General features: G+C 70.2%; 27 protein-coding genes and 2 tRNA genes. 10 read left to right on the top strand and 19 right to left on the bottom strand.

All coding sequences use genetic code 11. The features are described from left to right. Positions 1-51: 51 nt before the first annotated feature. The 7 genes from ACH4YL_RS06630 to ACH4YL_RS06600 all read right to left on the bottom strand — a co-directional run bounded on the left by ACH4YL_RS06630 (position 52) and on the right by ACH4YL_RS06600 (position 4,331). A complete protein-coding gene (locus tag ACH4YL_RS06630) occupies positions 52-918 on the bottom strand; it encodes a DUF2797 domain-containing protein (RefSeq protein ID WP_398505427.1) in 867 nt (288 codons plus the stop codon). A gap of 58 nt (positions 919-976) precedes the next feature. After that, on the bottom strand, positions 977-1,852 hold the full coding sequence (locus ACH4YL_RS06625) for an arginase family protein (protein ID WP_398505426.1): 876 nt from the start codon (positions 1,850-1,852) through the stop codon (positions 977-979). A 263-nt stretch (positions 1,853-2,115) separates the two neighbouring features. Next, entirely contained in the window at positions 2,116-2,571 is a 456-nt protein-coding gene (locus tag ACH4YL_RS06620; RefSeq protein WP_398505425.1) for a hypothetical protein, read from the bottom strand. Positions 2,572-2,727: 156 nt separating this feature from the next. Further along, a complete protein-coding gene (locus tag ACH4YL_RS06615) occupies positions 2,728-2,973 on the bottom strand; it encodes a hypothetical protein (RefSeq protein ID WP_398505424.1) in 246 nt (81 codons plus the stop codon). Positions 2,974-3,287: 314 nt separating this feature from the next. Continuing rightward, positions 3,288-3,542 (bottom strand): hypothetical protein, encoded by a 255-nt coding sequence (locus ACH4YL_RS06610; RefSeq protein ID WP_398505423.1) that lies wholly within the window; start codon positions 3,540-3,542, stop codon positions 3,288-3,290. Positions 3,543-3,959: 417 nt separating this feature from the next. Continuing rightward, positions 3,960-4,032 (bottom strand) — tRNA-Arg (locus tag ACH4YL_RS06605). A gap of 205 nt (positions 4,033-4,237) precedes the next feature. After that, a tRNA-Ser gene (locus tag ACH4YL_RS06600) sits at positions 4,238-4,331 on the bottom strand. A gap of 263 nt (positions 4,332-4,594) precedes the next feature. Between ACH4YL_RS06600 and ACH4YL_RS06595 the strand changes: the two genes are divergently transcribed. Continuing rightward, positions 4,595-5,050: an SSI family serine proteinase inhibitor gene (locus tag ACH4YL_RS06595; RefSeq protein WP_398505422.1), complete on the top strand. Its 456-nt coding sequence runs from the start codon at positions 4,595-4,597 to the stop codon at positions 5,048-5,050. Positions 5,051-5,219: 169 nt separating this feature from the next. Continuing rightward, a complete protein-coding gene (locus ACH4YL_RS06590) occupies positions 5,220-9,002 on the top strand; it encodes a PAS domain-containing protein (protein WP_398505421.1) in 3,783 nt (1,260 codons plus the stop codon). A gap of 45 nt (positions 9,003-9,047) precedes the next feature. Here the strand turns inward: ACH4YL_RS06590 and ACH4YL_RS06585 are convergent, their stop codons facing one another. The 9 genes from ACH4YL_RS06585 to ACH4YL_RS06545 form a co-directional block, all read right to left on the bottom strand. Further along, positions 9,048-10,694, bottom strand: coding sequence for a long-chain fatty acid--CoA ligase (locus ACH4YL_RS06585; RefSeq protein WP_398505420.1), 1,647 nt, complete (start codon positions 10,692-10,694; stop codon positions 9,048-9,050). Positions 10,695-10,839: 145 nt separating this feature from the next. Next, a complete protein-coding gene (locus ACH4YL_RS06580) occupies positions 10,840-11,427 on the bottom strand; it encodes a SigE family RNA polymerase sigma factor (RefSeq protein WP_398505419.1) in 588 nt (195 codons plus the stop codon). Between the two features lie 139 nt (positions 11,428-11,566). Beyond that, complete coding sequence (locus tag ACH4YL_RS06575) at positions 11,567-12,463, bottom strand: DUF1906 domain-containing protein (protein WP_398505418.1); 897 nt, start codon at positions 12,461-12,463, stop codon at positions 11,567-11,569. A 52-nt stretch (positions 12,464-12,515) separates the two neighbouring features. Next, complete coding sequence (locus ACH4YL_RS06570) at positions 12,516-13,682, bottom strand: lipid-transfer protein (RefSeq protein WP_398505417.1); 1,167 nt, start codon at positions 13,680-13,682, stop codon at positions 12,516-12,518. After that, positions 13,679-14,095 (bottom strand): MaoC family dehydratase, encoded by a 417-nt coding sequence (locus tag ACH4YL_RS06565; RefSeq protein WP_398505416.1) that lies wholly within the window; start codon positions 14,093-14,095, stop codon positions 13,679-13,681. The genes ACH4YL_RS06570 and ACH4YL_RS06565 overlap by 4 nt, the downstream gene beginning before the upstream one ends. Then, positions 14,092-15,114 (bottom strand): acyl-CoA dehydrogenase family protein, encoded by a 1,023-nt coding sequence (locus ACH4YL_RS06560; RefSeq protein ID WP_398505415.1) that lies wholly within the window; start codon positions 15,112-15,114, stop codon positions 14,092-14,094. The genes ACH4YL_RS06565 and ACH4YL_RS06560 overlap by 4 nt, the downstream gene beginning before the upstream one ends. A gap of 2 nt (positions 15,115-15,116) precedes the next feature. Further along, positions 15,117-16,013, bottom strand: a complete 897-nt coding sequence (locus ACH4YL_RS06555; RefSeq protein ID WP_398505414.1) for a bifunctional MaoC family dehydratase N-terminal/OB-fold nucleic acid binding domain-containing protein — start codon at positions 16,011-16,013, stop codon at positions 15,117-15,119. Next, positions 16,010-17,188, bottom strand: a complete 1,179-nt coding sequence (locus tag ACH4YL_RS06550) for an acyl-CoA dehydrogenase family protein (protein WP_398505413.1) — start codon at positions 17,186-17,188, stop codon at positions 16,010-16,012. Before ACH4YL_RS06550 ends, ACH4YL_RS06555 begins: the two co-directional genes overlap by 4 nt. Before the next feature lie 204 nt (positions 17,189-17,392). Beyond that, positions 17,393-17,698 carry a hypothetical protein gene (locus ACH4YL_RS06545; protein WP_398505412.1) on the bottom strand — a complete coding sequence of 102 codons (306 nt, stop codon included), beginning with the start codon at positions 17,696-17,698 and terminating at the stop codon, positions 17,393-17,395. A gap of 321 nt (positions 17,699-18,019) precedes the next feature. On the opposite strand from ACH4YL_RS06545, the gene ACH4YL_RS06540 reads away from it, so the two are divergent. Both ACH4YL_RS06540 and ACH4YL_RS06535 read left to right on the top strand, forming a co-directional pair. Then, the gene (locus tag ACH4YL_RS06540) at positions 18,020-18,910 is read left to right on the top strand and encodes a bifunctional DNA primase/polymerase (protein WP_398505411.1); all 891 of its coding nucleotides are present in this window, start codon (positions 18,020-18,022) and stop codon (positions 18,908-18,910) included. A 131-nt stretch (positions 18,911-19,041) separates the two neighbouring features. After that, entirely contained in the window at positions 19,042-19,236 is a 195-nt protein-coding gene (locus ACH4YL_RS06535) for a hypothetical protein (RefSeq protein WP_398505410.1), read from the top strand. Positions 19,237-19,252: 16 nt separating this feature from the next. Here ACH4YL_RS06535 and ACH4YL_RS06530 read toward each other — a convergent pair whose 3' ends face one another. Further along, on the bottom strand, positions 19,253-19,711 hold the full coding sequence (locus tag ACH4YL_RS06530; protein WP_398505409.1) for a hypothetical protein: 459 nt from the start codon (positions 19,709-19,711) through the stop codon (positions 19,253-19,255). 101 nt (positions 19,712-19,812) lie between these two features. Further along, the gene (locus ACH4YL_RS06525) at positions 19,813-21,096 is read right to left on the bottom strand and encodes a GDSL-type esterase/lipase family protein (RefSeq protein WP_398505408.1); all 1,284 of its coding nucleotides are present in this window, start codon (positions 21,094-21,096) and stop codon (positions 19,813-19,815) included. A 130-nt stretch (positions 21,097-21,226) separates the two neighbouring features. On the opposite strand from ACH4YL_RS06525, the gene ACH4YL_RS06520 reads away from it, so the two are divergent. The 4 genes from ACH4YL_RS06520 to ACH4YL_RS06505 all read left to right on the top strand — a co-directional run bounded on the left by ACH4YL_RS06520 (position 21,227) and on the right by ACH4YL_RS06505 (position 23,243). Next, positions 21,227-21,355 (top strand): hypothetical protein, encoded by a 129-nt coding sequence (locus ACH4YL_RS06520; protein WP_398505407.1) that lies wholly within the window; start codon positions 21,227-21,229, stop codon positions 21,353-21,355. 142 nt (positions 21,356-21,497) lie between these two features. Next, positions 21,498-22,283, top strand: a complete 786-nt coding sequence (locus ACH4YL_RS06515) for an MBL fold metallo-hydrolase (RefSeq protein WP_398505406.1) — start codon at positions 21,498-21,500, stop codon at positions 22,281-22,283. Positions 22,284-22,455: 172 nt separating this feature from the next. Continuing rightward, on the top strand, positions 22,456-22,809 hold the full coding sequence (locus ACH4YL_RS06510) for a VOC family protein (protein WP_398505405.1): 354 nt from the start codon (positions 22,456-22,458) through the stop codon (positions 22,807-22,809). Between the two features lie 176 nt (positions 22,810-22,985). Next, the gene (locus ACH4YL_RS06505; RefSeq protein ID WP_398505403.1) at positions 22,986-23,243 is read left to right on the top strand and encodes a hypothetical protein; all 258 of its coding nucleotides are present in this window, start codon (positions 22,986-22,988) and stop codon (positions 23,241-23,243) included. A gap of 25 nt (positions 23,244-23,268) precedes the next feature. Here ACH4YL_RS06505 and ACH4YL_RS06500 read toward each other — a convergent pair whose 3' ends face one another. Continuing rightward, a complete protein-coding gene (locus ACH4YL_RS06500) occupies positions 23,269-23,676 on the bottom strand; it encodes a RidA family protein (RefSeq protein ID WP_398505401.1) in 408 nt (135 codons plus the stop codon). 323 nt (positions 23,677-23,999) lie between these two features. Here ACH4YL_RS06500 and ACH4YL_RS06495 point away from each other — a divergent pair, with 323 nt between their 5' ends. Next, positions 24,000-24,920 (top strand): helix-turn-helix domain-containing protein, encoded by a 921-nt coding sequence (locus ACH4YL_RS06495; RefSeq protein WP_398505399.1) that lies wholly within the window; start codon positions 24,000-24,002, stop codon positions 24,918-24,920. Positions 24,921-25,272: 352 nt separating this feature from the next. Then, complete coding sequence (locus tag ACH4YL_RS06490; RefSeq protein ID WP_398505398.1) at positions 25,273-25,857, top strand: TIGR03086 family metal-binding protein; 585 nt, start codon at positions 25,273-25,275, stop codon at positions 25,855-25,857.

The raw sequence follows: 25,857 nt of genomic DNA, 5'->3' as shown, positions 1-25,857 counted from the left end.
GCCTCATTGCCATAAGGGATCCGAACGGGATCCAAGCCTTTGCCAACGGGCTCAGAAGAGCCCGTCCTGGACGGCCCCCGGCCCGACATCGGCCGTCGGCACGGTCACCCCGGCCCTCGCGTCCGCGCCGATCAGCGACCACCCGCTCATCAGCCGGGTGTCGAGCACCACGACCCCGTCACCCGCGGTCAGCAGATGCAGATCAGGCCCCGCGGCCGCCAGCAGCGTGCCCGCCACCGCACCGCCGTCCACCAGCGCGCGCACCACCGAGGTCGCGGGCGGCAGCCCGTCGAGCCCGAAGACCTCGGCATGGTCGACGGCCTCGAAGCCCAGCGGCTCCAGCGACTCGGCCCAGCCGGCCAGGCCCAGCGCGCGCCGGTGCAGGTCCTCGATCTCGGCGGCCCGCTCGGCCTGCGCCGGCAGTTCGGCCCGTGCCGCCCGCTTGTCGGCGTAGGGAATCCGGTCCGGCACACCCAGCGCGCTGCGCAGCAGCTCCTCCGTCCGCCGCGCCGCCATCAGCGGCCCGCGTCCGAGCCAGCTGAAGACGACGGCCCCCTGCTCCAGCAGCCGCGCGGACTCGCGCTCCTCCGCGGTGATGCCGACCTTGACCATCCCGGGCCCGAACCAGGCCAGATAGACGCGGTACGTGCGCGGGTCGTCGGCGATCGTGTCGGCGGCCACCGAGTGCGCCCGGTCCAGCCGCGCACACTCGGCACACCGCGCCTGCGTCGCACGCCCCGCCACGACGGCCCCGAGCGGACACACGTTCCCGCGCGCACCGACACACTGCCGCAGGCCCTCGGCCCGGAACCCCAGCGCTTTCCCGGCGGTCAGCGGACTGACGCGCCCGCCTTCCCACCGCAGCACGGCCATCCGCGCCCCGCGGGGCCAGCCGAGCCCCGCGCACCGCCATGCCATACACACCTCCGGCCGAAAACGGGGAGGCTACCGGAGCCCACAGACACCGGCCGCCCGCCTACGCCGAGTTCCAGCCGCGCGCCAGACACTCCACAAGACGCGCGCCCAGAGTCCCGTCGGGGTCGAGTCGCGGGTTGAAGATGGCGATGTCGAACCCGACGGCCCGCTCGTCCCCGAGCGCGGTCTCCAGTACGGCCTCCAGCTCGGCCCAGCTCAGTCCGCCGGGAATGCGGTAGTCGACGGCGGGCATGACGGCGTCGTCCAGCACATCCACATCGAGATGCACCCAGTACCCGCCGATCCCCGCGAGCCGCCCGACCGCCCGCCGCGCCGCTTCCCGGGCCCCAACAGCCCGTACACCCGCCAGATCGACGGCCTCCAGCCCCGCCGGCAACGGCTGCATCCCGGCCTCCGCGGACTCCTCCGCGTCCCTGAACCCGAAGGCGACGACGTCCTCGTCCCGCACGAGCGGCCCAAGCCCCTCAAGATCACTCAACACCCGCGGCCCCCGCCCGGTCGCCAGCGCGAGCTCCATGGAAGCGGCCTCCCCGTTCGGCTCGGCGGCCGGCTGATAGAAGTCGCTGTGCCCGTCGAGGAACAACAGCCCGTGCCGCCCGCGCCGTCTGAGGGCAAGAAGGTTGCCGAGCAGGATGCTGCAGTCCCCGCCGAGTACGACGGGAAACAGCCCCTGATCGAGTACGCCCGAGACGACATCGGCGAGCCGGCCGGAGTACCGCGCGATCCCGGCGGCATTGAGCACGCCGCTGTCGGGATCCCGCACAGGGTCATACGCAGCAGCCTCAACCCGCCCCGCGCTCACGGCCCCCAACCGCTCCGCAAGCCCGGCCCCGAGCAGCGCCCCGGGCAACTCCTCGACCCCGGACGGCCGCAGCCCGAGAATGGACGGGGCTTCGATGATCGCGATCTGCCGCATGCCGATCCCTTTGCGCCGGAGAACACCGTGAACGCAAGAGGCCCTCCGGATCTCTCCGAGGGGCCTCTCAACGGTGCACTCGGCAGGATTCGAACCTGCAACCCTCTGACCCGTAGGATCGGGCACCGCCTCGCCAGGGGCCCCGGAGGCCTCCTGTTCTGGTCGCCCAGGTTAGCGATCACGAGCGTCTGTGTGCCGTCGTCGCCGTCACGACTGCCGTCAGTGTTGCGGCCTGGCCCGAGAGCGTTGCTTCGGCGGGGGTGTTACCAGGCAGACCGCGGATCCCGGCGGTCTATCGGGGTCTGCTCAGGCAGGTCATGGCCCTGGTCCGTCCGGAGCAGGTATCCCGGGTCCGGCGGAAACTCCTCGGTGGGCGGAGCCGGTTGATGGAAGCGCTCTGTGCGCGGAAGAGGTACCTCCACCAGCATGCCGTCCTGGATCATCCATAGCCCGAAGCAGTCGTCGTCCTGATCGTGGATCAGGACCTGCACGCTTTCCGGGCGAGGCCACGGGAGTGACTCCAAGTGCCGCAGCAGTCCACACCGCGATCGCATACGTTCGAACTCCGTGGCCCAACCGATGCCAAAGGAACCGAGCCACTGGCTCTGTATCGGCACGAATCGACCTCGCCAGGTCCGCTGCTCGTCATCACGGGTGAGCGGCTCCATAACCTCGTCAGCGCCCAGGGCCAACACGATGACCTCTGCGAATGTGCTCATGCCGGAGTATCGGCGCGCGCCCTGAGTCTGCTGCAATCGATTTCCTAGAAAGTCCGCGCCAGCCCACGGTCACATCACGACGACAACGGGTTCAAGATCGCTGACTGGGCTGACTCGCCCATTGAGACTCCACCGACCTCGACACGTCGCCCGCGCTCACTGGCCCACCTGTCCCCTACCGGCCGTTCGAGTTCTCCAGTAGGCCATGGCCTCTGCGCCGAAGCCGGCCACGACGAACATGCCCGCCACCCAGAAGAGCGACGTTCGCTGCCACTCCAAGGCACCAAGCAGCGCGGCCACACCGAGGGAAGGCAGGAAGACCGCGAGTGCGGTCCACCACTCGCCCTTGCAGGCTTGGAAAATGGCAGAGGCCGACGCGAGCACGAAGAGCAGCATCGTCACTGCCACTGGTATCCACACAGCGGCAGTCTGCCGTGTCCTTGTCCGTCGCATGCCCATGCCCCGCCAATGAAGACATGGTGTGCCCCTGCCTCGAGGCCTACGCCGAAGCGAGCGAGGATGCTGTACGCCCGGCGATCGGCAGGCTGTCCGACGCGCTGGGCAGTACCAGCTGAAGCAGCGCGCTGCCCGAGCAACGTGAAAGCCCCTCTGGCCTTGATGCAGAGGGGCTCACACTCGTTGGCAGTCGGCGTAGCAATACCGCCACGTCCGCACTCGATTGTGGCCGCCGTCACTCCACAGCCACGGCGACGTCGCTAGATGGGGCGCGGGTCATCCACCGAAACGCGCCGCATCGACGCGACCCATTGGACGCTTACGAGCGCGATGATCGCGACGACCAACCAAGTGGCTTGCCGCAGCACGCCAGTCAAGCTGTCGCCGTTGATCACACAACTCACGATGACTGCCAGCGTGACCACGAGATTGCCACCGCGCGTGTCCCGTGCGACAGTCCACGGTGCACGTCCAGCCCAGCGAGTGAGCGGGACGTGGAGGGCCAGGTTGCCCATGTATTGCTCCCTTGGTTCTCGGCGGCGGCACTCGTTCCCTTCCCTCAAAGATCGCGGGTGCCCCGCACAGCTTCGGCCTGCGAATGCCCTCAACCCCGCAGCACAGAAGGGTTGTTGGGGAGCCAAATGCGGCTCGCCGGCTATCTTGAAGGTCCCACCGGGTATCCGCCACTGAGGGGAAACTTCGTTTCCCTTACTTTTCTGCAGTGCTCTTGAGCTGGGGGCGAGCCTGCCAGCACTCAGCCCGCCGCCCAGTGAGGTCACGCAGGTGCTTGAGCTGAAGGCGTCCGTTGACGGTTGCTGCCGCCCGGGGGATGTGGACGGCAAAGTGCACCGATCGGCATCGTTGCTGTACTTCGCTGCTGTACGGCCCAACGCAAGAGGCCCCCGGATATCTCCGGGGGCCTCTGAGCTGTGTGCACTCGGCAGGATTCGAACCTGCAACCTTCTGATCCGTAGTCAGATGCTCTATCCGTTAAGCTACGAGTGCTTGGCTGGCCGGGCTTTTCTGCCCGGTCGGCGTTGCGGGAACAACATTACATGACCTGCGCCGCCAGGTGAAATCCGTTAAGCACATCTGGTCTGACCTGCGAAAACACCGCAGAAACGGCGCGGAAACGCACGCCGCACAGCCTGCTTCACAGCCCCCGGAACGACCGAAGCCCCGACCGTATGGCGGGGCTTCGGTGATCAACTGGCGGAGGCGGAGGGATTTGAACCCTCGATGGGCTTTAAGACCCAAACCGCATTAGCAGTGCGGCGCCATAGACCGGACTAGGCGACGCCTCCAGCACACCCGCGCGGGCACGAGTGGTGCGTGCAGATGATGACACAGCCGAGCGGGGTGTCACCAATCGCCGTCCACGGTACTAGGCGCGCGGGCCGCAGGGCAAAGCCGTTCCGACCTGGGGGGCGGCCGAAGATCCGCGGATGCCCCTCGGGTGTCCCTCTAAGAGCGCGGTCCGGTTGCGCAACGCCCCCGCGCAAGGAGCGTTAGAGATGCCGGGGCACCGCCCCGGCATCTCTCGTGACTCTCAGCACCAGGAGCACCCATGCTGCGCCGCCTCGTCCTCACCCTCTCCGTGTCCGCCGCCGCGCTGGCCGGCGCCGTGCCCGTCGCCGCCGCCTCTCCCTTTCCCTTCCCGCTGCCGCTGCCCCTGCTGTCCTCGCCGGACACGCAGGACCGGCTGACCGTGACCGTCGCCGAGACCGGGAACGCCCGGACCGAGGGACGCTTCGAGCTGGAGTGCGGTCCGAGCGGCGGTACGCACCCGTCCGCCGACGCCGCCTGTGCCCGGCTCGACGAGCTCGCGCAGGAAGGAAGAGACCCCTTCGCTCCTGTCCCCGAGGGTCAGATGTGCACGCAGCAGATGGGCGGCTCCGAGACCGCGCACATCACCGGAACGTGGCGCGGGCGCCAGGTGGACGCCACCTTCAGCCGGACGAACGGCTGTGAAATCTCGCGCTGGCAGACCATCGAGCCGGTGCTGCCGAACACCAGGTCATAGACCTGAGGGGTACGCCATGTGCACACAACCTTGGTGAGAGCTCCCCCTCATCCGCCGTCCCCGCCGCATCCACTGCCTTTAGACTCCCTCCAGTGACAGGCTGAGGTCCGAGAGGCAAGATGGGACCGGCCGTCCGCACTGTGCAGTAGGTCAGGGAGGAACCGTCGTCGTGAGCAGCAGGCCATCCCGAGGCGCTGCTCGCCTTGCAGCCATACTCGACGCGCTCCCCGACGGGCTCGTCCTCGTCAACTGCAACGGCACGGTCGTCAACGCCAACACCATCGCCCTCGAACTCTTCGAGACCCCCGGCACCGCCCTCGTCGGACGCGGGCTGCTCGATCTGCTGCCCTCCTTCGACTCGCGGCTGATCCCCGGCTCCATGCGCAGGCCCGAGGCCGCGGACGAGCGCGGTCGCACCAAGCCCGCCCGGATGGTGGCGCGGCGTACGGACGGCAGCGAGTTCCCGGTCGAGGTGACCAGCGCCAGTCTCGAGGACGGGCGCGAGGCCTACGACTCGTACACCGGCAGCGGCTACACGGGCGACGAGCTGCTGATGCTCGTCGTACGTGATCTGTCCGGCACGGTGGACACGGAAGCCGAGCTGGCGCGTTCGCAGCGGCAGACCGAGATGATCCTGCGGGCCGCGGCCGAGGGCGTCGTCGGCACCGACACCGAGGGACGCGTCGTGCTGGTCAACCCGGCCGCCGCGCAGATCCTCGGATTCCGCGCGAGCGACCTCGGCGGCCAGGAGCTGCATCCGCTGATCCTGCATTCGCGCGGGGACGGTGAGCCGTTCCCGTATGAAGGGTCGCCGCTCGCGGACACGCTCAAGTCGGGCCGCAAGCACCGGGTGCGCGGCCAGGTGCTGTGGGCGAAGGACGGCTCGCAGGTGCCCGTCGATCTGACGACTGCGCCGGTACGGGACGGTGACCAGCTCGTCGGCGCGGTGATGACCTTCACCGACCGGCGTCCGTACGACGAACTGGCCAAGCAGCACGAGGCCCGGCTCGAGGAGACCGCGCAGCGGCTGGGCGCGGAGCTGACCGAGACCACCGAGCGACTCACCGCCGAGCTGGCGGACAAGTCGGAGCGGTACGCGGCCGAGATCGAGGCGCGCGACGAGCAGTACGAGGAGCTGGCCGCCCGGCACGCCCAGCTGACCGCCGTGCTCGGCGAGTCGCTGCGCGGGCCGCTGGAGGAACTCCGCTCCGAACTGGGCACGCTGGCCGCCGACCCGGCCGGGCAGCTGTGGCCGGAGGCCAACCAGATCCTGCACCATCTGAGCGCCGGATACGCCCGGATGACGACGCTTGTCGACAATGTCCTGGGCTTCCAGCAGCTCGACACCGGTGCGCAGCAGCTCTCCAAGGCGAACGTGCTGCTCGACGCGGTCGTTACGGCAGGTGTCGAGGGCGCGATCGAGCTGATCGGCCCGGGCCGGGCGCAGTTCGCGGTGCACGCGCCGCCCATAGAGGCCGAGGTCGACGCGGGACGGCTGGCGACGGCGCTCGCGCATCTGGTCGCGGACGTGGCCGGAGTCGACTCGACCGGCAAGGCCCGGGTGGTTCCGGGCGGCGGCTACATGGACTCGACGATCGTGGTCGCGGCGGCGCAGCGCGGTGACGTCGTACGGATCGAGGTGCGGGGACCGTTCGCCGGCGGCGACCCGGTGCACGAGCCGATCGTGCGCGGAATCGTGCGGGCGCACGGCGGGGTGCTGCAGACGCACGAGGTGCCGGGAATGAGCGGCAGCGCGTACGTCCTGGAGCTGCCGCTGGGCGAGGGCGCGGGGACGGTCACGGTGCCCGCGGCGCCGGGCGGGGAGCTGGCGCTGCCGGAGCAGCAGACCGGCCCGTCCGGTGGTTCCGGCAGCGGGCGACGGCGAGCCCGGCGGGCCTCGACGGACGCCTTCCTGGAGAGCCCCGTCGCGACGGAAGACCCGGTGGTCGCGCAGCCCGGAGCTGCTCCTACGGGACGGCGGCGAGCACGTACGGACGCCCCGCAGCAGGAACTCGTCCCGGCGCAGGACACCAGCGCGAGCAATGGCAGCGGCGGCGGCGTCGCGGCTGCTGCCGGCGGGACCGGGCGGCGGCGCGGGCGGCCGAGCCCTGCCGAGGAGTCCGTAGCGGTCGCCACGAGGCCGGCCGAGGGCTCTGTGGTGACGGGCGCGGAGGGCGCGGCGTCGACCGGGCGCGCGGCGCTCGGCGACACGGTGCCGCCGCAGGGCGTGCCCGTGGACCCCGCCGGAACCGCTGCCGCCGGCCGCCGCGCGCGACGGGCTGTGGAGGGCGGGCTGCCGCAGCTGCCCGCCGCCTCATCGGCCCCGTCCGTGGAAACGGTGGATGCGCCGCCGTCCGGACGGCGGGCCAGGCGTGCGCTGGCGGCCGCCCCGAACGAGATGGAGGCAGGGCCGCGCACGGCGTTCGCGCTGCCGCCCGCCGAGGCCGACCGCATCCCTCCGACGGCCGGAGAGGCGGACGCGTCCCTGCCCGGTCAGCACGATGCCGTACGGACCGAGCCCGGCGCCGACCACACTCCGCCGCAGCCGCATCCCGCGCCGACCGGCCGCCGCCGGGCCCGCAAGGAGACGCAGGACGATGCGGCCCCCGAGGTGCTGCAGCCGGTGCAGCCGCAGTGGGCAGAGAACGGCTCGTCCGGCCGCGGCCTCGCCGCGCTCGCCACCTCCGACGACTCGTCGGCGAGCCGGGCGACGGCGCAAGGGACCGGTTCCGTATCGCTGCCGATGCCGCTGCCCGCAACCGATGAGACTGCAGGGCCCGCCGGTGCGACGTCCGGTGCCGCGCCGCGGGTCGCACAGCCGTTGCCCGCGGAGGCGCCGGTGCCTGCTCCTGCCCTTGCTCCTGTTCCGGCTCCGGTTCCTGCGGACGCCTCACAGGGCCGGGCGTTCAGCGTGCGCACGCTCGGGCAGGGTGTGCCGTTCTCGCAGCAGATCGCGGAGAAGCAGAACCAGACCCTGGCCGGCCGCCGCCGCAAGCTGGCCACGCCGCCCGACGGCGAGCGTCCCGAGCCCGCCGCGCGGCCGCATCCGCAGGCCACCGCGCAGAACGCTCCGCGACTGCCCGCCGAACGTGCCGAGCGGTCCGAAGGCCGGTCGTACGCCATAGGCGCGCCCGACGAGGGCGCGGAAGGCCCCCAGCCGCTGGACGGTCCGGGCGGCGCGGTCGAGGTGGCCAACCAGCCGCTGCCACAGCCCGTCGACGACGAGCTGCCACCGGAGCCGCTGGACAACCCGCGCAGGCTGCTGGTCTGGCCCGCGCCCGACGTCTCCACGCAGCAGGCGCTGAGCGAGCGCGGCTACCGCCCGGTCGTCGTGCACTCCCGCGAGGAGGTCGACGCGCAGATCGCGGCCTTCCCGGCGGCGCTCTTCGTCGACCCGCTGACCGGCCCGATCACCCGGACGGCGCTGCAGTCGCTGCGCCAGGCCGCGGTGGCCGCCGAGGTCCCGGTGCTGGTGACGGCGGGCCTGGGACAGGCGACGCGAGAGGCCGCGTACGGCGCCGATCCGGCCATCCTGCTCAAGGCGCTGGCCCCGCGCGACAGCGAACAGCACCCGCCGCGCGTGCTGTTGATCGAGGAGCACGAGGAGATCGCGCTCGCGCTGACGGCGACGCTGGAACGCCGCGGGATGCAGGTCGCCCGCGCCGGCGCGGACACGGACGCGGTCACGCTGGCGACGCAGATGCGGCCGAACCTGGTGGTGATGGACCTGATGCAGGTACGCCGCCGCCGGGCCGGGATCATCGACTGGCTGCGCGCGAACGGCCAGCTCAACCGCACACCCCTGGTCGTCTACACCTCGGCGGGCCTCAACCGGGCGGAGCTGCCGAGGCTCTCGTCCGGCGAGACGGTGCTGTTCCTCGCGGAACGCTCCACGAGCAGCGAGGTCCAGGCCCGTATCGTCGATCTGCTCGCGAAGATAGGGACGAACTAGAGCGAAAGGGGCGGCGGTTGTGGCCGCCGCCCCCTCGTTTTGCGACTAGAGCTGGGTGACGTCCAGCTCCCCGGCCGCGTACTGCTTACGGATGACCTTCTTGTCGAACTTGCCGACGCTGGTCTTCGGCACGGCCGGGATGATCGCCCAGCGCTCCGGCAGCTGCCACTTGGCGATCGTCTCGCCGAGGAACGCCTTCAGCGTCTCGTAGTCCGCGGTCGAGCCTTCCTTCAGCACGACTGTGGCGAGCGGGCGTTCGCCCCACTTCTGGTCGGGGACCGCGACCACCGCCGCCTCCGCGACCTCGGGGTGGGCCATCAACGCGTTCTCCAGCTCGACGCTGGAGATCCACTCGCCGCCGGACTTGATGACGTCCTTGGCCCGGTCGGTCAGGGTGAGGAAGCCGTCGGGGCTGATCACGCCGACGTCGCCGGTCTTCAGCCAGCGGTCCTCGCTGAACTTGTCCTCCGGCTTGAAGTCGTCACCGCCCGCGCCGCCGTAGTACGCACCGGCGATCCAGTTGCCGCGCACCTCCAGCTCACCGGCCGACTCCCCGTCCCACGCGAGGATCTCGCCTCCGGGCCCGACCAGCCGGGCCTCGACCCCGGCCGGGAAGCGGCCCTGCGTGATGCGGTACGGCCACTGCTCCTCTTCGCTGAGACCGGCCGGCGGATGCGCCATCGTGCCCAGCGGGGAGGTCTCCGTCATGCCCCAGGCGTGACAGAGCCGTACGCCGAGCTTGTCGTACGCCTCCATCAGCGCGGGCGGACAGGCCGAACCGCCGATGGTGACCTGCTTCATGGAGGACAGGTCGCGCGGGTTCGCGGTGACCTCGGCCAGCAGGCCCTGCCAGATGGTGGGGACCGCGGCCGCATGGCTGGGCCTCTCGCGCTCGATCATGTCGGCGAGCGGCGCGGGCTGCAGGAAACGGTCCGGCATCAGCATGTTGATGCCGGTCATGAACGTGGCGTGCGGCAGGCCCCACGCGTTGACATGGAACTGCGGGACCACCACGAGAGTCGTGTCCCGGTCGGTCAGTCCCATCGACTCGGTCATGTTGACCTGCATGGAGTGCAGGTAGATGGAGCGGTGGGAGAAGACGACGCCCTTGGGGTCGCCGGTGGTGCCGGAGGTGTAACACATGGCGGCACCGGTGCGCTCGTCCAGCTCCGGCCAGTCGAAGGTGGTGGGCCGGCCGGCGATCAGCTCCTCGTACTCGTGCACCCGTGCCGGTGTGTCGGCCAGCAGGCCGCGGTCGCCGGGGCCGGAGACGACGATGTGCTCGATCGAGGGCAGGTGGGGCAGCAGCGGCGCGAGCAGCGGCAGCAGACTGCCGTTGACGATCACGGCCCGGTCGGCGGCGTGGTTGACGATCCACACCAGCTGCTCTGGAGGGAGCCGGAGATTGAGGGTGTGCAGCACCGCGCCCATCGACGGGATCGCGAAGTACGCCTCGACATGCTCGGCGTTGTTCCACATCAGCGTGGCGACGCGCTGGTCACCGTCGATCCCGAGCTCGTCGCGCAGGGCGTTGGCCAGTTGCGTCGCGCGCTCACCGACCTCCGCGAAGGTCCGCCGCTGCGGCTCGGCTTCCCCCGTCCAAGTGGTGATCAGCGACTTTCCGTGGATCGTCATCCCATGCTGAAGGATGCGGGTCACAGTCAGCGGTACGTCCTGCATGGTGCTCAGCACGGCGTCCTCCCGGTGGGCGCTAGCGCTACGTGGCAGTAAGGGTGGGAAGATTCTGCTCACGTACCGCGCGGTATGTCACTACCCCCGGGTAATGTTTCGACGCGACTACCGAGAGTCACTCGGGCATGGTGCCCGGCCGGGCCGCTCAGCGTACGGGCGAGAGCTCCGGGTCCTCGCGGAGCTTGCCGAGCGCGCGGGAGACCGCGCTCTTGACCGTGCCGACCGACACCCCGAGCACCTCGGCCGTCTGGGCCTCGCTGAGATCCTCGTAGTACCGCAGCACGACCATGGCGCGCTGCCGGTCCGGCAGCTTCATCACGGCTCGCCACATCGCGTCGTGCAGCACCTGCTGCTCGGCGGGGTCGGGCGTGGGCACGGACTCCGGCTCGGGCAGCTCGTCGCAGGCGAACTCGTCCACCTTGCGCTTGCGCCACTGCGAAGTCCGGGTGTTCAACAGGGCCCTGCGGACATAGCCGTCGAGCGCCCGGTGGTCCTCGATCCGCTCCCACGCGACATACGTCTTGGTGAGCGCGGTCTGCAACAGGTCCTCGGCATCGCACGGGTTGGCGGTGAGCGAGCGGGCGGTACGAAGCAGCACGGGCCCCCGCGCCCGTACATACGACGAGAACGACGGGTAGCGCGGCGCGTAGGGCGCACGGTGTGCGTCGGATCCGTACGACAAAGGCACCGGAACGGCGGCCTTCGAAGCGCTTGTGCAGACTGGCGTGGTCATGGCTCCACGCTAGGAGCGGGTACTACTCCTGCGGATCGGCCAGAGGTCCCGAAGACATGTCCGCCTCAGGTTGTAGTGGTGGTGCCGGCTCCACCTCCTGAAGGTGGAGGAGACCCTCAGGTGAAGGTGGAGATGACCCTCAGGGTCGGATACGTGCGACGGGAGCATCCGCCATATTCCGGTCGATGGTCAGACTGTGGCCGCCGTGCTGCTCGGTCACCTCGCCTTCGTACTGGTGGATGCGCCTGCTGGGCCGCCAGGCGTACGGGTTCAGCACCCGCTCGCCGTAGAGCGAGGGCTTGCCGCGCCAGCGGGCGAACCACATCGCGGACGGCAGATCGCCCGTCCCGGCAAGCCGGGCCCGCTCCATGTGCAGCACTCCCGAGTCGGCGCTGCTGTAGAAGCCCGGCACATAGCCCTGGCGGCGCACCTCGCGGTTCCAGGCGCGGGCGAAGTCCAGCGCGGTGCGGGCGCAGGTTTCGTTGTCCACGTCGTACGCCTCCAGGTCGAGGTAGAGCGCGCTGCCCCTGATCATGCCGAGGGCCCACGCCTGCCTGACCGCCTCACTCCCTTCCCGCTGGCCCTGAGCGGCCGGCTTGCTGCCGATGGCCACCTTTCGCCGGTGCTCGTCCCGTACGCAGGGAGCCTGCGAGCCGACGAAGACCGGCAGCACCTGCCAGCCCATCCGGTGCACCTCGGCGACCCAACTCCGGTTCAGATGGGGCTGCTCGAGGCAGCCACGGCCGCGGCCCGCGTAGTACACGCCCACCGCGCCGTACGGGGACGATTTCCGCCAGGCCCGCATGGTGGCCAGCTTCGGGGTCCGGCAGGTGTCGAACGCCTGGCCGCGGAAGGTGACGGCGGTGTCCGCGGTGGTGTCGACGGCGGCCCCGGCGGGCGCGTCGAGCGGCGCGTCACCCAGCGCGGCGGCCTCGACGCCGGCCGGTACGTCGGAGTCGGGCGCCGCAGCGAGGAGCAGGGCGAGCAGGGCGACGAGTGTGAGGGCCGCGGCCGGGGCCCAGGTCCGAAGGCGCATGGGCTGAGTGAACGGCGGCCCGGCCCGCCCGGCCACCGCTGGGCCCGCCCGCTCAGCCGTCCGCGCCCAGGATCAACCCGGATGTGGGAACGCCCGTGCCCGCCGTGACCAGTGCCCTGGCCGCGCCCGGTATCTGGTTCACCGAGGTGCCCCGTATCTGCCGGACCGCCTCCGCGATGCCGTTCATCCCGTGCAGATAGGCCTCGCCGAGCTGGCCGCCATGGGTGTTCAGCGGCAGCGCGTCCGCCGCCACGAACTCCGCCGCCTCGCCGGGCTTGCAGAACCCGAACTCCTCCAGCTGCATCAGCACGAACGGGGAGAAGTGGTCGTACAGAATCCCGACGTCCATCTCCCCGGGCGTGAGCCCTGAGGTCCGCCAGAGCTGCCGGGCGACGACGCCCATCTCCGGCAGTCCGGCGAGATCGTCGCGGTAGAAGCTGGTCATCTGCTCCTGCGCGCGCCCGGCGCCCTGGGCAGCGGCGACGATCACCGCGGGCGGCTTCGGCAGGTCGCGGGCCCGCTCGGTGCTGGTGACGACGATCGCCTGGCCGCCGTCGGTCTCCTGGCAGCAGTCGAGGAGACGCAGCGGCTCGACGATCCAGCGCGAGGCCGCATGGTCGGCGAGTGTGATCGGCTTTTCGTAGAAGTACGCGGCGGGGTTGTTCGCCGCATGGCGGCGGTCGGTGACGGCGACATGGCCGAACGCCTCGGGAGTCAGACCGTAGGTGTGCAGATAGCGCTGGGCCGCCATGGCCACCCAGGACGCCGGCGTGAGCAGCCCGAACGGCAGGTTCCAGCCGAGCGCCGTGCCCTCTGCGGACGGCTCGCGGTGCTGAACTCCGGAGCCGAAGCGCCGCCCCGACCGCTCGTTGAACGCCCGGTAGCAGACGACGACTTCGGCGATCCCGGAGGCGACGGCGAGAGCGGCCTGCTGGACGGTGGCGCAGGCCGCGCCGCCGCCGTAGTGGATACGGGAGAAGAAGGAGAGCTCACCGATGCCGGCCGCCTGCGCGACGGTGATCTCGGGGCTGGTGTCCATGGTGAACGTGACCAGTCCGTCGACGTCGGCGGGGGAGAGGCCGGCGTCGCCGAGAGCGGCGTGCACCGCCTCGACGGCCAGCTTGAGCTCACTGCGCCCGGAGTCCTTGGAGAACTCCGTCGCGCCGATGCCCACGACCGCCGCCCTGCCGCCGAGCGTGTCCTTGCTGCGGATGCTCATGAGCGGTCCTCCGGGACGCTCACGGTGACCGTGCCCGTGACGTGGTTGCCGAGGCCGTTGGCTCCTACGACCTTGACCTCCACCAGCCTGACCTCCGCGGTGTCCCGGCGCTCGTCCTCGACGGAGGTGACCGTGCCGCGCAACACCATCGTGTCTCCCGGGTAGTTGGGCGCGCCGAGCCGGATCGCGACCTTACGGAGCACGGCCCGCGCGCCGAAGCAGTCCGTGATGTACCGGCCGACCAGGCCGTTGGTCGTCAGGATGTTCATGAAGATGTCGGGAGAGCCCTTCGCCTTCGCGAGCTCCGCGTCGTGGTGCACGTCCTGGTAGTCGCGCGAGGCCACGGCTCCGGCGACGATCAGCGTGCGGGTGATCGGGATTTCCAGCGGCGGCAGTTCGTCACCGGCTCTCACAGCGCTTCCTCCTTCGCAAGCAACGCTCCCAGCTCCGCCAGGACTTCACTTCCGCAGCCCAGATACGCGTCCAGCTGCCGCCCCCACAGGAAGTGCCGGTGGACGGGGTGGTCCAGGTCGGCTCCCATGCCGCCGTGCAGATGCTGACCCGCGTGGACGACGCGCTTGCCCGCCTCGGACGCCCACCACGCGGCGGTCAGCGCATGCGTGACACACGGCAGGCCGTCGTCGTACCGCCAGGCCGCCTCGTACGCCGTGACCCGTATCGCCTCCGTGTCCATGTGCGCGTCGGCCGCGCGGATGAGCACACCCTGGTTGGTGGAGAGCGGACGTCCGAACTGCTCCCGGGTCGTGGTGTGTTGGACCGCGCGGGCGAGCGAGCCCGCGCACACCCCGGCCTGCAGTCCCGCGAAGGCGATCCGGCTCGCGGCCAGCACGTCCTCGTACGCGCGCTCGTCCCCGATCCGCTCGGCGGGTGTGCCGTCGAGGACAAGGCGGCCGGCGGACCAGGGTGCGGTGGTCTCGACCGGCTCGGTCTGCGCGTCGGAGACCCGCACCCACCACAGGGTGCGGTCGGCATCCGCGACGAGCACATGGGTCGCGTCCCGCAGCCATGGGACCCAGCTCAGAGTGCCGGTCAACCCCGGTCCGGAACGAACCGCTCCCGACGAGTCCAGCGCACCCGTCGCCACCGTCGAACCGTCCCGCAGCCCGGGCAGCAGCCGCGCCCGCTGCTCCTCCGTGCCGTGCCGGGCGACCGCCAGCAGCCCGTACGCACACGTCACCGCATACGGCACCTGCGCGGTGGTCCGGCCCTGCTCCTCCAGCAGCAGCACCAGACCCAGCAGGCCAACGTCCTCGACCGCCGCCGTCAGTCCCGCCGAGCACAGCGCCTTCCACAACTCGGCGTCCGTCCCCGTGCCCGCCGCGACGAGCCGGTCAGGTGTGGACAGGTCGCCGAAGATCCGTGCCGCCAGCTCCCGCGCCGCGGTCTGCTCGTCCGTGGGTGTGAAGTCCATGGTCAGCCCTCACCCCCCGGGAGCGCGCTGAACACCGGCAGCTCCAACTCCTTGTCCACACGCAGGAACTCGAGCTCCACCGGCATGCCGATCCGCACTTTGTCGGGCGGCACCCCGACCACATTGCTGACCATCCGCACGCCCTCGGCCAGCTCGATCAGGCCCACCGCGTAAGGAGGATCAAAGGCCGGGAAGGGAGGGTGGTGCATGACCACGTACGAGTAGACCGTCCCCGCGCCGCTCGACTCGACCGTGTCCCACTCCTGCGACCCGCACTCATTGCACCCCGGCAGCCAGGGAAAGCGCAGAGACCGGCATCCCTCGCAGCGCTGAATCAGCAGCTTGTGCTCGGCCACGCCGTCCCAGAATCCGGCATTGTCCCTGTTGATCACCGGCCTCGGGCGATTGCCCTTCGGTTTCGCCGCGGCCGGTGCGTACTTGAGGATCCGGAAGCGATGTGTCCCGGCGAGCTCGCCGTCCGCCCGGACATCCATGCGTGTCGTAACGAAGTGGCCCGTCCCGAGCTTCGTCGTCTTCCGCTCCGACACCGACTCGATCACCGCGTCGTACGTGACCCGGTCCCCGACCCTGAGCGGTCGCAGATACTCCTGCTCGCAGTCGGTCGCGACCACCGATGTGTACCCCGCGCCGTCGAGCAGCCCAAACAACTCGTCGTACGCCCCGGAGCGGTCCGTGTGCCCGGACAGACCGCCCATCGTCCAGGCCTGCAGCATCGTCGGCGGAGCCGTCGCCTGCGGCCCCTCGTACGCCGGACTCGTGTCTCCCATCGCCTCGCACCAGTGCCTGATCATCGGCTCGTTGACCAGGTCCTTGCCGACGCCCGAGGTGGCGGCCGCCCGTCCCTCGTACGCCTTCAGCTGCTCATACAGGTGAGTCACCGCCGCCCCCTTTTCATCCCGAGTCGCATCGTCGCGACGATCTCCCGCTGCACCTCGCTCACCCCGCCCCCGAAGGTGTTGATCTGCGCCGCTCTGTTCATCCGCTCCAACTCCCCGTCGCCCAGAGCGCCGATGTCGAGTGAGCCGGGCGATCCGGCCCGGATCAGCCCCGCCTCCCCCGCGATTTCCTGACACATTCGATACACCTCGACCGCGGATTCGGTTCCCGCGAACTTCACGCCGCTCGCATCGCCGGGCGCGAGCCGGCCGGCCCCCACATCCCCCACCAAACGCCAGTTGAGCAGGCGCGTTGCGGCCAGCCGGGCATGTGTCTCGGCGGCCCTGAACTGGATCCACGGCTCGTCAATGCGACGCCTACCCGTCACTGGATCGGGTGTACGGGCCCGCTCCAGCGCCGCCGCGAAGAAGTCCTCGGCCTGCATCCCGATCGCGGCCAGCGCCACCCGCTCGTGATTGAGCTGGTTGGTGATCAGCCCCCAGCCGCCGTTCTCCTCGCCGACCAGGTTGGCCGCGGGTACCCGTATCCCGTCGTAGTACGTCGACGTCGTGGTCAGCCCGCCCACCGTCTCGATCGGCGTCCAGGAGAAGCCCGGCGCGTCGGTCGGCACCAGAATGATCGAGATGCCCTTGTGCTTGGGCGCGTCCGGGTCGGTGCGGCAGGCGAGCCAGATCCAGTCGGCGTTCTGGCCGTTGCTGGTGAAGATCTTCTGTCCGTCGACGACCCAGGAGCCGCCGTCCCGCACGGCACGCGTGCGCAGCGCGGCGAGATCCGTGCCCGCCTCCGGCTCGCTGTAGCCGATCGCGAAGACGAGCTCGCCGCGGAGGATGCGCGGCAGGAAGAAGGACTTCTGCTCCTCGGTGCCGTACTTCATGAGGGTCGGGCCGACGGTGTTCAGGGTGACCATCGAGACGGGCGCGCCGGCCCGGTACGCCTCGTCGAAGAAGACGAACTGCTCGTCGGGGCCGCGGCCCTGCCCTCCGTACTCGACGGGCCAGCCGAGGCCGAGCATTCCGTCGGCGCCGATGCGCCGGAGCAGCCGGCGCTGCTCCGCCGCGTCCTCTTCGGGCGGCGGTCCTCCCGGCATCACCGTCCGGAAGTACGAGCGGAGTTCGGTGCGCAGCTGCTGCTGCCGCTCCGTCGGGGCTAGGTGCACGGCGGCCGCCTTCCGGGGCGTACGGGCAGGGTTTCCGACTGGGGTCCGACTGGGTTTCTGACTGTCCGTCAGGTCACTGACTCCTGTCAAGGTGGTTCACGGCGAAGCCGTCCCCGCACGCACGAACGCCCGCGCGTCGGCACCGAAGTGCTGTCGCGCGGGCGGTCGTTCACCCCATCGTCGAGCCCCCCTTCGGGCCGGCCGTCACCACAGGTTCACGAAGGTCACCACCGTGTCGGACTGGTCGATCGCGGTGAAGCCAGAGCCGTTCACGCCGGCGATGTTGGACTCGTTGGACGCGCCGGCACCGCTCGCCACCTGCTGGCTGGTGGTCGAATTGCCCCAGTTGTCGCCACCGACGCCGCTGCCGACGATCGAGGCCACCGTCGCGTTCGATCCGTCGTCCGCGAAGGCGCCGTTGTCGGCCTGGGCCACGCCTGAAAAGAGGACGGCAGCGAGGGGCAGTGCGGCGACAGCGGCGAGGACGCGGACGGTACGGATGCTTGCCATGTATTTCCTCCATGAACCGGAACTGCAGAACTACGGCTTGTTCCAAGGCAGTTGGCCGACCGCCCCGGATCGTGATCACAACGTCGCGACCTCAGAGTTGCCCACCGAATCCCCGGCGAACCACCCCAGACGACCCGATTCCCTCTGAAGCGTGAGGACATGTCGATAAACCCCCTTCACGCCCGGATAACTCCAGCTCAACCCCCACTCGGCCGCCGCCGGCGGCACATCCCGGTCGCCGCACGGGATGAAGCGTTACGGCACGCTTTCGGCCAAACTTTCCCCCTTCCCTTCTTCGAACGCTTGTACGAAAATAGAGCCATGGCCACCACCGCCCGGCAGACCGCCACCCTGGCCCTCGCCCACGCTCTCTCCGCCGCAGAGCGCGGGCTCCCCGTCATCCCCCTGTCCCCCACCAAGCTCCCAGCGCTTCGCTCCCCCCACCGGGGCGATCCGGAGCCGGTCCTGTGCCGAGGCGAGTGCGGCCTTCCGGGGCATGGCGTCCATGACGCCACCACCGACCCCGCGGGCGTACGCGCCCTGTTCGCCGCCGCGCCCTGGGCCACCGGCTACGGCATCGCGTGCGGCCGGCCGCCGCACCATCTGATCGGCATCGACCTCGACACCAAGTCCGACAGAGACTCCGACACCGACTCCGTGACCGCGCTCCAGCACCTGGCTCTGCGCCATCTGTTCACGATCCCGGACACGGTCACCGTCCTCACGCCGAGCGGCGGCCGCCACCTCTGGCTGACCGGCCCGCCCGACGTCGTCGTGCCGAACTCCGCCAGCCGCCTCGCACCCGGAATCGACGTCCGCGGCGCCGGCGGGTACCTGGTCGGCCCCGGATCGGTCAGCGCCCACGGCGCGTACCGCCTCGCACCCGGCACCGCCGAACTGTCCCCCGCGCCCTGCCCCCGCGCACTCCTGCGCCTGGTCACGCCCCCTGCACGCCCTCACCACCCCGCCCAGCCCATCGGCTCACGCCCGCCCCAGGGCCAGGGCCTGGTCCAGTTCGTGCTCGCGGCTCACGAGGGGCAGCGCAACACCCGGCTGTTCTGGGCAGCCTGCCGCGCGTATGAGAACGGCATCGGCGAATCCCTTGCCGACGCCCTCGTCGAAGCGGCGGTCCACGCGGGCCTGAGCGAACGCGAAGCCCGCGCGACGATCGCCTCGGCGGACCGCCTGACGTCGGGCCGCGGGGGCCGCTGAGCAGGGGGCCGCCGGCACCGCGCCACGTTCGGCCGAACCCGGTGGCCCGGCGCCCCTTCCCGACCTGAGAGGATTCCGGCCCGAGAAGATTCCGGAACCGTACGGACCGTACGAACGCTTAGGTGGGGGACATGACCGTTCTGGTACTGCTCGGCGTCCTCGCGCTCGCCATCGGCGGGTGCGTATGTGTGGTGTGGGCGGCGCGCGGCGGGCCGCGCTGGGTTCGCATCGTGGCGACCGTGACGGTCGGCGCGGGGGAGCTGCTGCGCCGCTCCGGAAAGAACCAGCGCCGGGGCCTGAACCAGAGCTCCGACAGCGGCGACTAGAAAGACTAGGAAGCGACTAGGAAGTTCTCTTCGCAACTCTGCGGTAGACGAGGTCGAAGTCGGTCGCGTAGTCGGCGCCGTCTTCAGACATCTCCCAGCGCCCGGTGATGGTGTTCCCGTCGTCGCTGAAGGTCGCCGCGAAGCGCTGGGAGAACGGCTCGCCCTCCCGCCAGAGCTTCCATTCGCCGTTGCCGACCGTCATCTCGTAGACACGGCAGACGCCGCGCTCGTCGGAGTACAGCTGGAAGTACGTCCCGTTGGCCGCATCGCATCCGATGACGGAGATGTTGTCGGGAGCCTCGGGCAGCTCGGCCGTCCCCCGCTGGATCGGATGCGCTCCCGATGGGTGCCACTCGAAGGTGACCCTTCCGCCGCCCGGCCATGGCTGCCCGTCGGGCCACTTCGCCTCGAAGGCCCACTCGCCGACGAGCGGCTCGAGCCGGCGCAGCGCATCTTCAGCGGTTGGTTGATTCATCGATCCGCTCCTTCTCTCGTGGTGCGCGCCGGCGACGCGCTCGAAGTGGCCGGATGAGCGATTGGACGGTGGGCGGTTGGACGGTTGGACGGTTGGACGAGTCAGGCACGTATGGCGGCGAACGGGCCGCCGGACCCGAAGGCCAGCGCGGCGAAGCGTTCGCCGATGCGGCGGTGTGCGGCGGCGTCCGGGTGGAGTTGGTCGGGCAGCGGCAGTTCGGCGAAGTCCACCTCGCCGTAGAGGTCGCGGCCGTCGAGGTAGTGCAGGTCCGGGTCGTCGGCCGCCCGCTGCCTGACGAGGCGGGCCAGTTCGTCCCGTATGACAGTGAGGGTCAGCTTCCCGCCGACCCGCTCCGCAGGGTCGCCCGCAGCCTGGAACCGGAGCTTTCCCGCGCTGAGGTTGCTGAAGTCCAGGGCGCTGGGGCCGGGGGTGTCCTCGTGGATGGGGCACAGGATGGGCGAGACGACCAGCAGCGGAGTCGTCGGATGGCCCTCGCGGATGGTGTCGAGGAAGCCGTGCACCGCGGGGCCGAAAGCGCGCAGGCGCATCAGGTCGGTGTTGACGAGGTTGATGCCGATCTTGACGCTGATCAGGTCGGCGGGGCAGTCGCGCAGGGCCCGCGCGGTGAACGGGTCGAGCAGAGCGCTGCCGCCCAGACCCAGGTTGGTCAGTTCCACGCCGCCGAGGGAGCCGGCCAGTGCGGGCCAGGTTGTGCTGGGGCTTGCGGCGTCGGAGCCGTGGCTGATCGAACTGCCGTGGTGCAGCCACTTCTTGCGGCCCTCATCCGGCAGCGGCTCGACGGGAGCGTCGGTGCGCAGGGCGACCAGCTGGGTGATCTCGTTGTACGGCAGCCAGATCTCGACGTCCTTGACGCGGTCGGGGAGTCCGGAGAACCGGACGGTGCCGACCGGGCCGGGCAGGATCTCCGCGGACCCGGTCGCCATGTCCACCATCAGTACATTGCCGCCCGTCACACCGGCCTGCCCGGTCAGCCTGCCGTCGACGAGCAGGTCGTACACGCCATCGGGGCGGGGTGGGGCGCCCTGGTAGGCGTTCTTGGTGCGGTGCGCATCCAGCTCGACGACGGTGGCCCGCGTGCGGAACACCACCCGTACGCCGGAGGGCTGGGCCTCCGCCATGGCCAACTGCCCGTCGGAACACTGCGCCCGGGCCCGGGCGGGGAGCCGATGCGGCAGCACTCCGTGTTCGGCGCGCTCCAGATCCAGGGCTCCGCGCAGGAGGTCCGCGGTGATGGGCGTGGAGATGGGTGTCGAGATGGGTGTGGAGGCGGGCGCGGTGGTGGGCGTGGCAGTGGGCGTGGAGATCCAGTCCGTCGCCCGGGCTGGCGTGGAGGTGCCGGGGACGTCGTCGGGCCGGTCGTTCATGCTTGCATTCTGCTGGCCGGATGCATGGTCCGCCCCTCGTTTTCCGCCCACCCCTGGGTGGCTGGCGGGGCGGCTCGACTGCGCCATTCAGACTCGAACGAGCGCGCTACAGTGCCGCCGGGAGGTGCCGATGAGCGAGCGCAATGGCCGATGGGCCGAGGCGAGACAAGCCGCGGTGGCCATGGCCGTGATCGCGGGAGTGCTGCTGCTGGCGCTCATGGCCTTCGTGCTGCGTTTCTTCAAGTCGTCGCTGTGGTGACAGCGGGCACTCGGGCACGCCCCTGTACAGCGGCGTCCACAGGACAGGTCGGGCGAGGCGGAAACTGACCGGACAGGACCTGACCGGACAGGACAGGGCAGGGCAGGGCAGGGCAGGGCAGGGCAGGACCCAGGAGGGCACATTGGAACGGCACGGAGCGGTTCTGGCATTGCTGGACGCCGCCGGCACGTTCTTCAAGCCGGAGCGGCTCGCCTTTCCCGGTGCGAGCGAAAGCGACTGGGCACGCGCGGCCTCCCTCGATCCTGACGCACACGGGCCGGACGGGACGTGGCGGCTGAACTTCTGGTGCTTCGCGATCGAGCTGCCCGGCGGGCGCTGGGCCCTGGTCGACGCGGGCGTCGGGCCGGCCGAGGGCCCGGGCGCTCCGTGGTGCCCGGTGCCCGGCCGGCTGCCGGAGGCGCTCGGCGAAGCCGGGATCGCCCCGGCGGACGTCGCGGCGGTCGTCCTGACCCACCTCCACGAGGACCACGTGGGCTGGTCGACGACGGCAGCCGGGGACCCCTTCTTTCCTCAGGCCCGTTACCTCGTCCAGCACGCGGAGACGGCAGCCCTCGATCGGTCGGACCCGGTGTGGCGGTGGGTCGTCGAGCCGCTGCGCGCAACGGGACAGCTCGACGAAGTGCACGGGGAGCACCGGCTGAGGCATGGGGTGACCCTGCTTCCCACGCCCGGACACACACCGGGCCACCAGTCCGTACTTGTCGAACAGCCCGGCGGCCGGGACGTCGTCGTCACCGGCGACGCACTGGTGCACGCCGTCCAGTTGGGCAACCCGGCCGTCGCCTACGCCCACGAACGCGACCCGGACACCGCCCGAGCCTCCCGCGAGGCACTGCTGGAGCGAGCTGCGGCCCACCGGGCCCTGCTGGCACCCGCCCATCTGACCCGGGCGTTCGTCGAACCGTAGGACGGATTCATTCGCAGCCATCCACACCATCCGCGCCATCCACTGCGCTGCGCGATGTTTGGTTCAGGCTGTGTCCTGGGTCGACTCCTGCTGGCCGTCCGTTACGGCACGACGGCGCTCGTGATCGTCGCCCCGGACAGGGAACTGCCGGACAGGGAACTGGAGGAATCACATGCGCGCCAACCGCATCATGGCCAACCTTCGGGTGGCCGACGTCGACGCGGCGAAGAGCTTCTACACCGACTACCTCGGGCTGAGCACCGAGGAGTTCAACCTGGGATGGGTGGCCCGCTACACCTCGCCCGAAACCGGGGCGAACATCCAGCTCGTCACGCGTGACGCCACCGCATCCGAGGACTCGGTCGTCTCCGTGCACACGGACGACGTCGACTCCGCCTATGCGGAGGCGCAGGAACTGGGCTTCGAAATCGTACGTCCGCTGACGACGGAGGCCTGGGGCGTACGCCGGTTTCTTGTCCGGGCACCGGACGGCAACGTCGTCAACATCGTGAACCACCGGGACTGAGGCGCGGACGTGGATCATCGCGGGCCCGCGACACCGGCTGCGACACCGGCTGCGACACCGCCGGACGGTCGCCAGAAGCAACTCTTCCGGGTGTGCGGCGGTCTTTCCGGGCGTCGTGCTCGGAGGTCAACCTCTGTCGACTCGTACTGGTAAACCGACTGGAAGGGGCGCACCCCATGGTGCTGGATCCCAACTTCTGCCTGGACGTTCCGGAGGGTTTCGACGACTCGGACGCTGAGACCGGGGTGCATCCCATCGCCAGGAAGCTGTTCCCCGCCACAACTGCCGCGGATGCCTTCAGGAAAGCCCATGAATGGGTGCGGGAACAGAACATCCGCCTGCAAGACGTGTCGTGGGATTTCTTCCACGGCGAAGACGAGCCCTACTGCCTGAGCGTCTATTTCGTCTTCGAGCTGGACCCCGAGGACCCCTGACCACGACTGTGCGGTTTCGTTTGGATCAGTCGAGGACCGCGGTGGCTTCGACCTCCACCAGGAGGTCGGGCTCGGCCAGCGCGGCGACACCCAACCCGGTGAGCGGCGGTACCGGGGTGACCCCCAGCTTCGCGGCCGCCCGGGCGACGCCCTCCAGGAACAGGGGCATCTTGTCCGGGGTCAAGTCGACCACGTAGACGGTCAGCTTCACGACGTCGGCGAAGGAGCCGCCGGCCTCGGCCAGGGCGGTGCCGATGTTGAGGTAGCACTGCTCGACCTGCGCGGCGAGGTCACCTTCGCCGACTCGGCCACCCTCAGCATCGCGGGCGACCTGACCCGCGACGTGGACCAGCCGCGACCCGGTCGCGATCGACACCTGCCGGTAGATGTCGACCTTCGGCAGTCCTTCGGGGTTTACCAGGGTGATGGCCATGCTGCCTGCTTTCTTGGCTGAGAGTCCGTGGGCTTGCTCCCACAGAACCCGAGACGCACACGCTCTCTGATGGTTACTCGGAAACCGTAAGAGAGAGTGCGCTGACATGGAAGAACGCACTTTTCGGTGACTGGGGAACCTGACGGTGACCGTGTGGTTCGCGGCTGCGTGCCGAGATTCCCGCCTTCCGGGAGACGGGACACGAGATACGGGATACCGGCCGCGGGGCGCGGCCTCCGCGGTGTCCGCGGTGTCCGCCGGTCTCGGTGCCTGTTACTCGCAGTGGCAGGCTAGGAAATGGGCGCCGGACCATACTCGGTCGCATGAACGAAACAGGGCACGGCAAGCCCCTCCTCGGCGAGTTCTTGTCCACGCGCCGGGCGCAGTTGAAGCCGGCGGACGTGGGGCTGCCGGAGTACGGCGAGCGGCGGCGGGTGCCGGGGCTGCGGCGCGAGGAACTGGCCCAGCTGGCGGGGGTCAGCGTGGCTTACTACATCCGGCTGGAGCAAGGGCTGTCGCTGAACGCGTCGCCGCAGGTCCTCGATGCGCTGGCCAAGGCGTTGGGGCTGGACGACGCGGAGCGACGTCACCTGCACGACCTGGCTGGTGATGGCCGGCAGCAGACTCGCCGTCGCCGACTGCCCGCCGAGCGGGTCACCCCGGCGGTACGGCAGTTGATGGACACCTTCGGTGATGCACCGGTGGTTGTCATCGGCCGACGCTCGGACGTGCTGGCCTGGAACCGTGCCGGGCACGCTCTGTTCGCGGGGCACCTGAACGCGGACAGCCCGGACCGGGTGGCCGAGCGTCCGAACACGGCCCGGCTGGTGTTCCTGGACGCGCACACGCGGGACCTCTACGTGGACTGGCCGAGGAAGGCCAGAGACGTGGTGGGAAAGCTGCGGCAGGCGGTCGGCGAATACCCTGACGACCCGCGCCTGGCATCCCTGATCGGTGAACTGACCATGCAGAGCCCGCAGTTCGCCACGCTCTGGGCCGAACACCGCGTACGGGCCTGGGATCTGGCCGAGTACCGGATGCGCCATCCGCTGGTCGGGGAGATGGACGTGATGCAGCACTCGCTGCCGGTGCCGCGGGGGCAGGGGGTCCGGTTGGTCGTGACGACGGCCGAGCCTGGATCGGCATCCGAAGCGGCGTTGCAGTTGCTCAACCAGACCGTCCACCCTGCCGGGGAGGTGGCGACGGCCGACAGTTCCATCACCCGCAACTCCTCGCACGCCTGATCCTGATCCTGATCCTGTACCTGATCCTGTACCTAATCCGATCCCATACCTGATCCACCTGGTCCAACCGCCCGGCTGACGAACCGACACCGAACCACAGCCCGCCGGACGATGCGTCACGCCCGGACGAGCGCCCCTGCGGTTGCCAACTGCCGGTAACCGGGCCACGAGTGACCTGAGCGGCGCGTGTCATGGCCACCTCGCCGTCGCCGACGACGCTGCCGCTCGTCCCACCTCCGCAACAAGGGCACGACGTGCCCTTGGCAGCCATGTCCAACGGGCCGATGCCCGCACTCGGCGAGCCATCGGAACACCCCGCCCTGCCCCTTTTGACCGTAGATGGAGATCTCCCATGCCCAGCACGCCCGTGACGGCTTTCACCGACATCGTCGACACCGTTGCCCACTTGGTCGAGACCGTCACCGATGACCAGTGGACCGCGCCCACGCCCTGCTCCGACTGGAACGTTCGGCAGCTGGTCGACCACCTGCTGACGGGACAGCGGGTGTTCACCGAGGTGATGGCCGAGCAGCCCACCGCGGATGGCCCCGAGCAGCCGGTCGGCACCGAGTCCATGCCGGCCTCGCTGAAGGCGGCGTTCCGCCAGTCCGCCGGCACTTTGGTGGCCGCCTTCGCGCCGCCCGGAGCACTGGAGCGCACGGTCCAGGCCCCGATCGGCGCGGTGCCCGGCGTCGTCGCACTGCACCTGCAGACCATGGAGCACCTGGTGCACGGCTGGGATCTGGCGCAGGCCACCGGCCGGAAGGCCCTGTTCGACGACACCGCGGTCGAGCGGGAGACGGAGTTCGCCCGCGGTCTGGTGGCGCAGCTGCCGCCCGCCCCGGACGGCCCGTTCGCACCGTCCCGTACCGCCATGGCGGATGCTCCCGCGATCGACCGCCTGGCAGCCCTGCTCGGACGCGAGATCACCGGCTGA

Source organism: Streptomyces sp. NPDC020681 (assembly GCF_044334895.1).
In the GTDB taxonomy this organism is placed as follows: Bacteria; Actinomycetota; Actinomycetes; order Streptomycetales; family Streptomycetaceae; genus Streptomyces.
This window is presented reverse-complemented; position numbering and strand designations above follow the sequence as displayed.

Coding starts and splice junctions, on each gene's coding strand:
- ACH4YL_RS06495 (WP_398505399.1), top strand. CDS start 24,000: ATGAACGAAACAGGGCACGGCAAGCCCCTCCTCGGCGAGTTCTTGTCC.
- ACH4YL_RS06490 (WP_398505398.1), top strand. CDS start 25,273: ATGCCCAGCACGCCCGTGACGGCTTTCACCGACATCGTCGACACCGTT.
- ACH4YL_RS06625 (WP_398505426.1), bottom strand. CDS start 1,852: ATGCGGCAGATCGCGATCATCGAAGCCCCGTCCATTCTCGGGCTGCGG.
- ACH4YL_RS06570 (WP_398505417.1), bottom strand. CDS start 13,682: ATGAGCATCCGCAGCAAGGACACGCTCGGCGGCAGGGCGGCGGTCGTG.
- ACH4YL_RS06530 (WP_398505409.1), bottom strand. CDS start 19,711: ATGAATCAACCAACCGCTGAAGATGCGCTGCGCCGGCTCGAGCCGCTC.
- ACH4YL_RS06620 (WP_398505425.1), bottom strand. CDS start 2,571: ATGAGCACATTCGCAGAGGTCATCGTGTTGGCCCTGGGCGCTGACGAG.
- ACH4YL_RS06545 (WP_398505412.1), bottom strand. CDS start 17,698: ATGGCAAGCATCCGTACCGTCCGCGTCCTCGCCGCTGTCGCCGCACTG.
- ACH4YL_RS06630 (WP_398505427.1), bottom strand. CDS start 918: ATGGCATGGCGGTGCGCGGGGCTCGGCTGGCCCCGCGGGGCGCGGATG.
- ACH4YL_RS06505 (WP_398505403.1), top strand. CDS start 22,986: ATGGTGCTGGATCCCAACTTCTGCCTGGACGTTCCGGAGGGTTTCGAC.
- ACH4YL_RS06525 (WP_398505408.1), bottom strand. CDS start 21,096: ATGAACGACCGGCCCGACGACGTCCCCGGCACCTCCACGCCAGCCCGG.
- ACH4YL_RS06560 (WP_398505415.1), bottom strand. CDS start 15,114: ATGGACTTCACACCCACGGACGAGCAGACCGCGGCGCGGGAGCTGGCG.
- ACH4YL_RS06540 (WP_398505411.1), top strand. CDS start 18,020: ATGGCCACCACCGCCCGGCAGACCGCCACCCTGGCCCTCGCCCACGCT.
- ACH4YL_RS06575 (WP_398505418.1), bottom strand. CDS start 12,463: ATGCGCCTTCGGACCTGGGCCCCGGCCGCGGCCCTCACACTCGTCGCC.
- ACH4YL_RS06520 (WP_398505407.1), top strand. CDS start 21,227: ATGAGCGAGCGCAATGGCCGATGGGCCGAGGCGAGACAAGCCGCGGTG.
- ACH4YL_RS06510 (WP_398505405.1), top strand. CDS start 22,456: ATGCGCGCCAACCGCATCATGGCCAACCTTCGGGTGGCCGACGTCGAC.
- ACH4YL_RS06535 (WP_398505410.1), top strand. CDS start 19,042: ATGACCGTTCTGGTACTGCTCGGCGTCCTCGCGCTCGCCATCGGCGGG.
- ACH4YL_RS06580 (WP_398505419.1), bottom strand. CDS start 11,427: ATGACCACGCCAGTCTGCACAAGCGCTTCGAAGGCCGCCGTTCCGGTG.
- ACH4YL_RS06595 (WP_398505422.1), top strand. CDS start 4,595: ATGCTGCGCCGCCTCGTCCTCACCCTCTCCGTGTCCGCCGCCGCGCTG.
- ACH4YL_RS06500 (WP_398505401.1), bottom strand. CDS start 23,676: ATGGCCATCACCCTGGTAAACCCCGAAGGACTGCCGAAGGTCGACATC.
- ACH4YL_RS06610 (WP_398505423.1), bottom strand. CDS start 3,542: ATGGGCAACCTGGCCCTCCACGTCCCGCTCACTCGCTGGGCTGGACGT.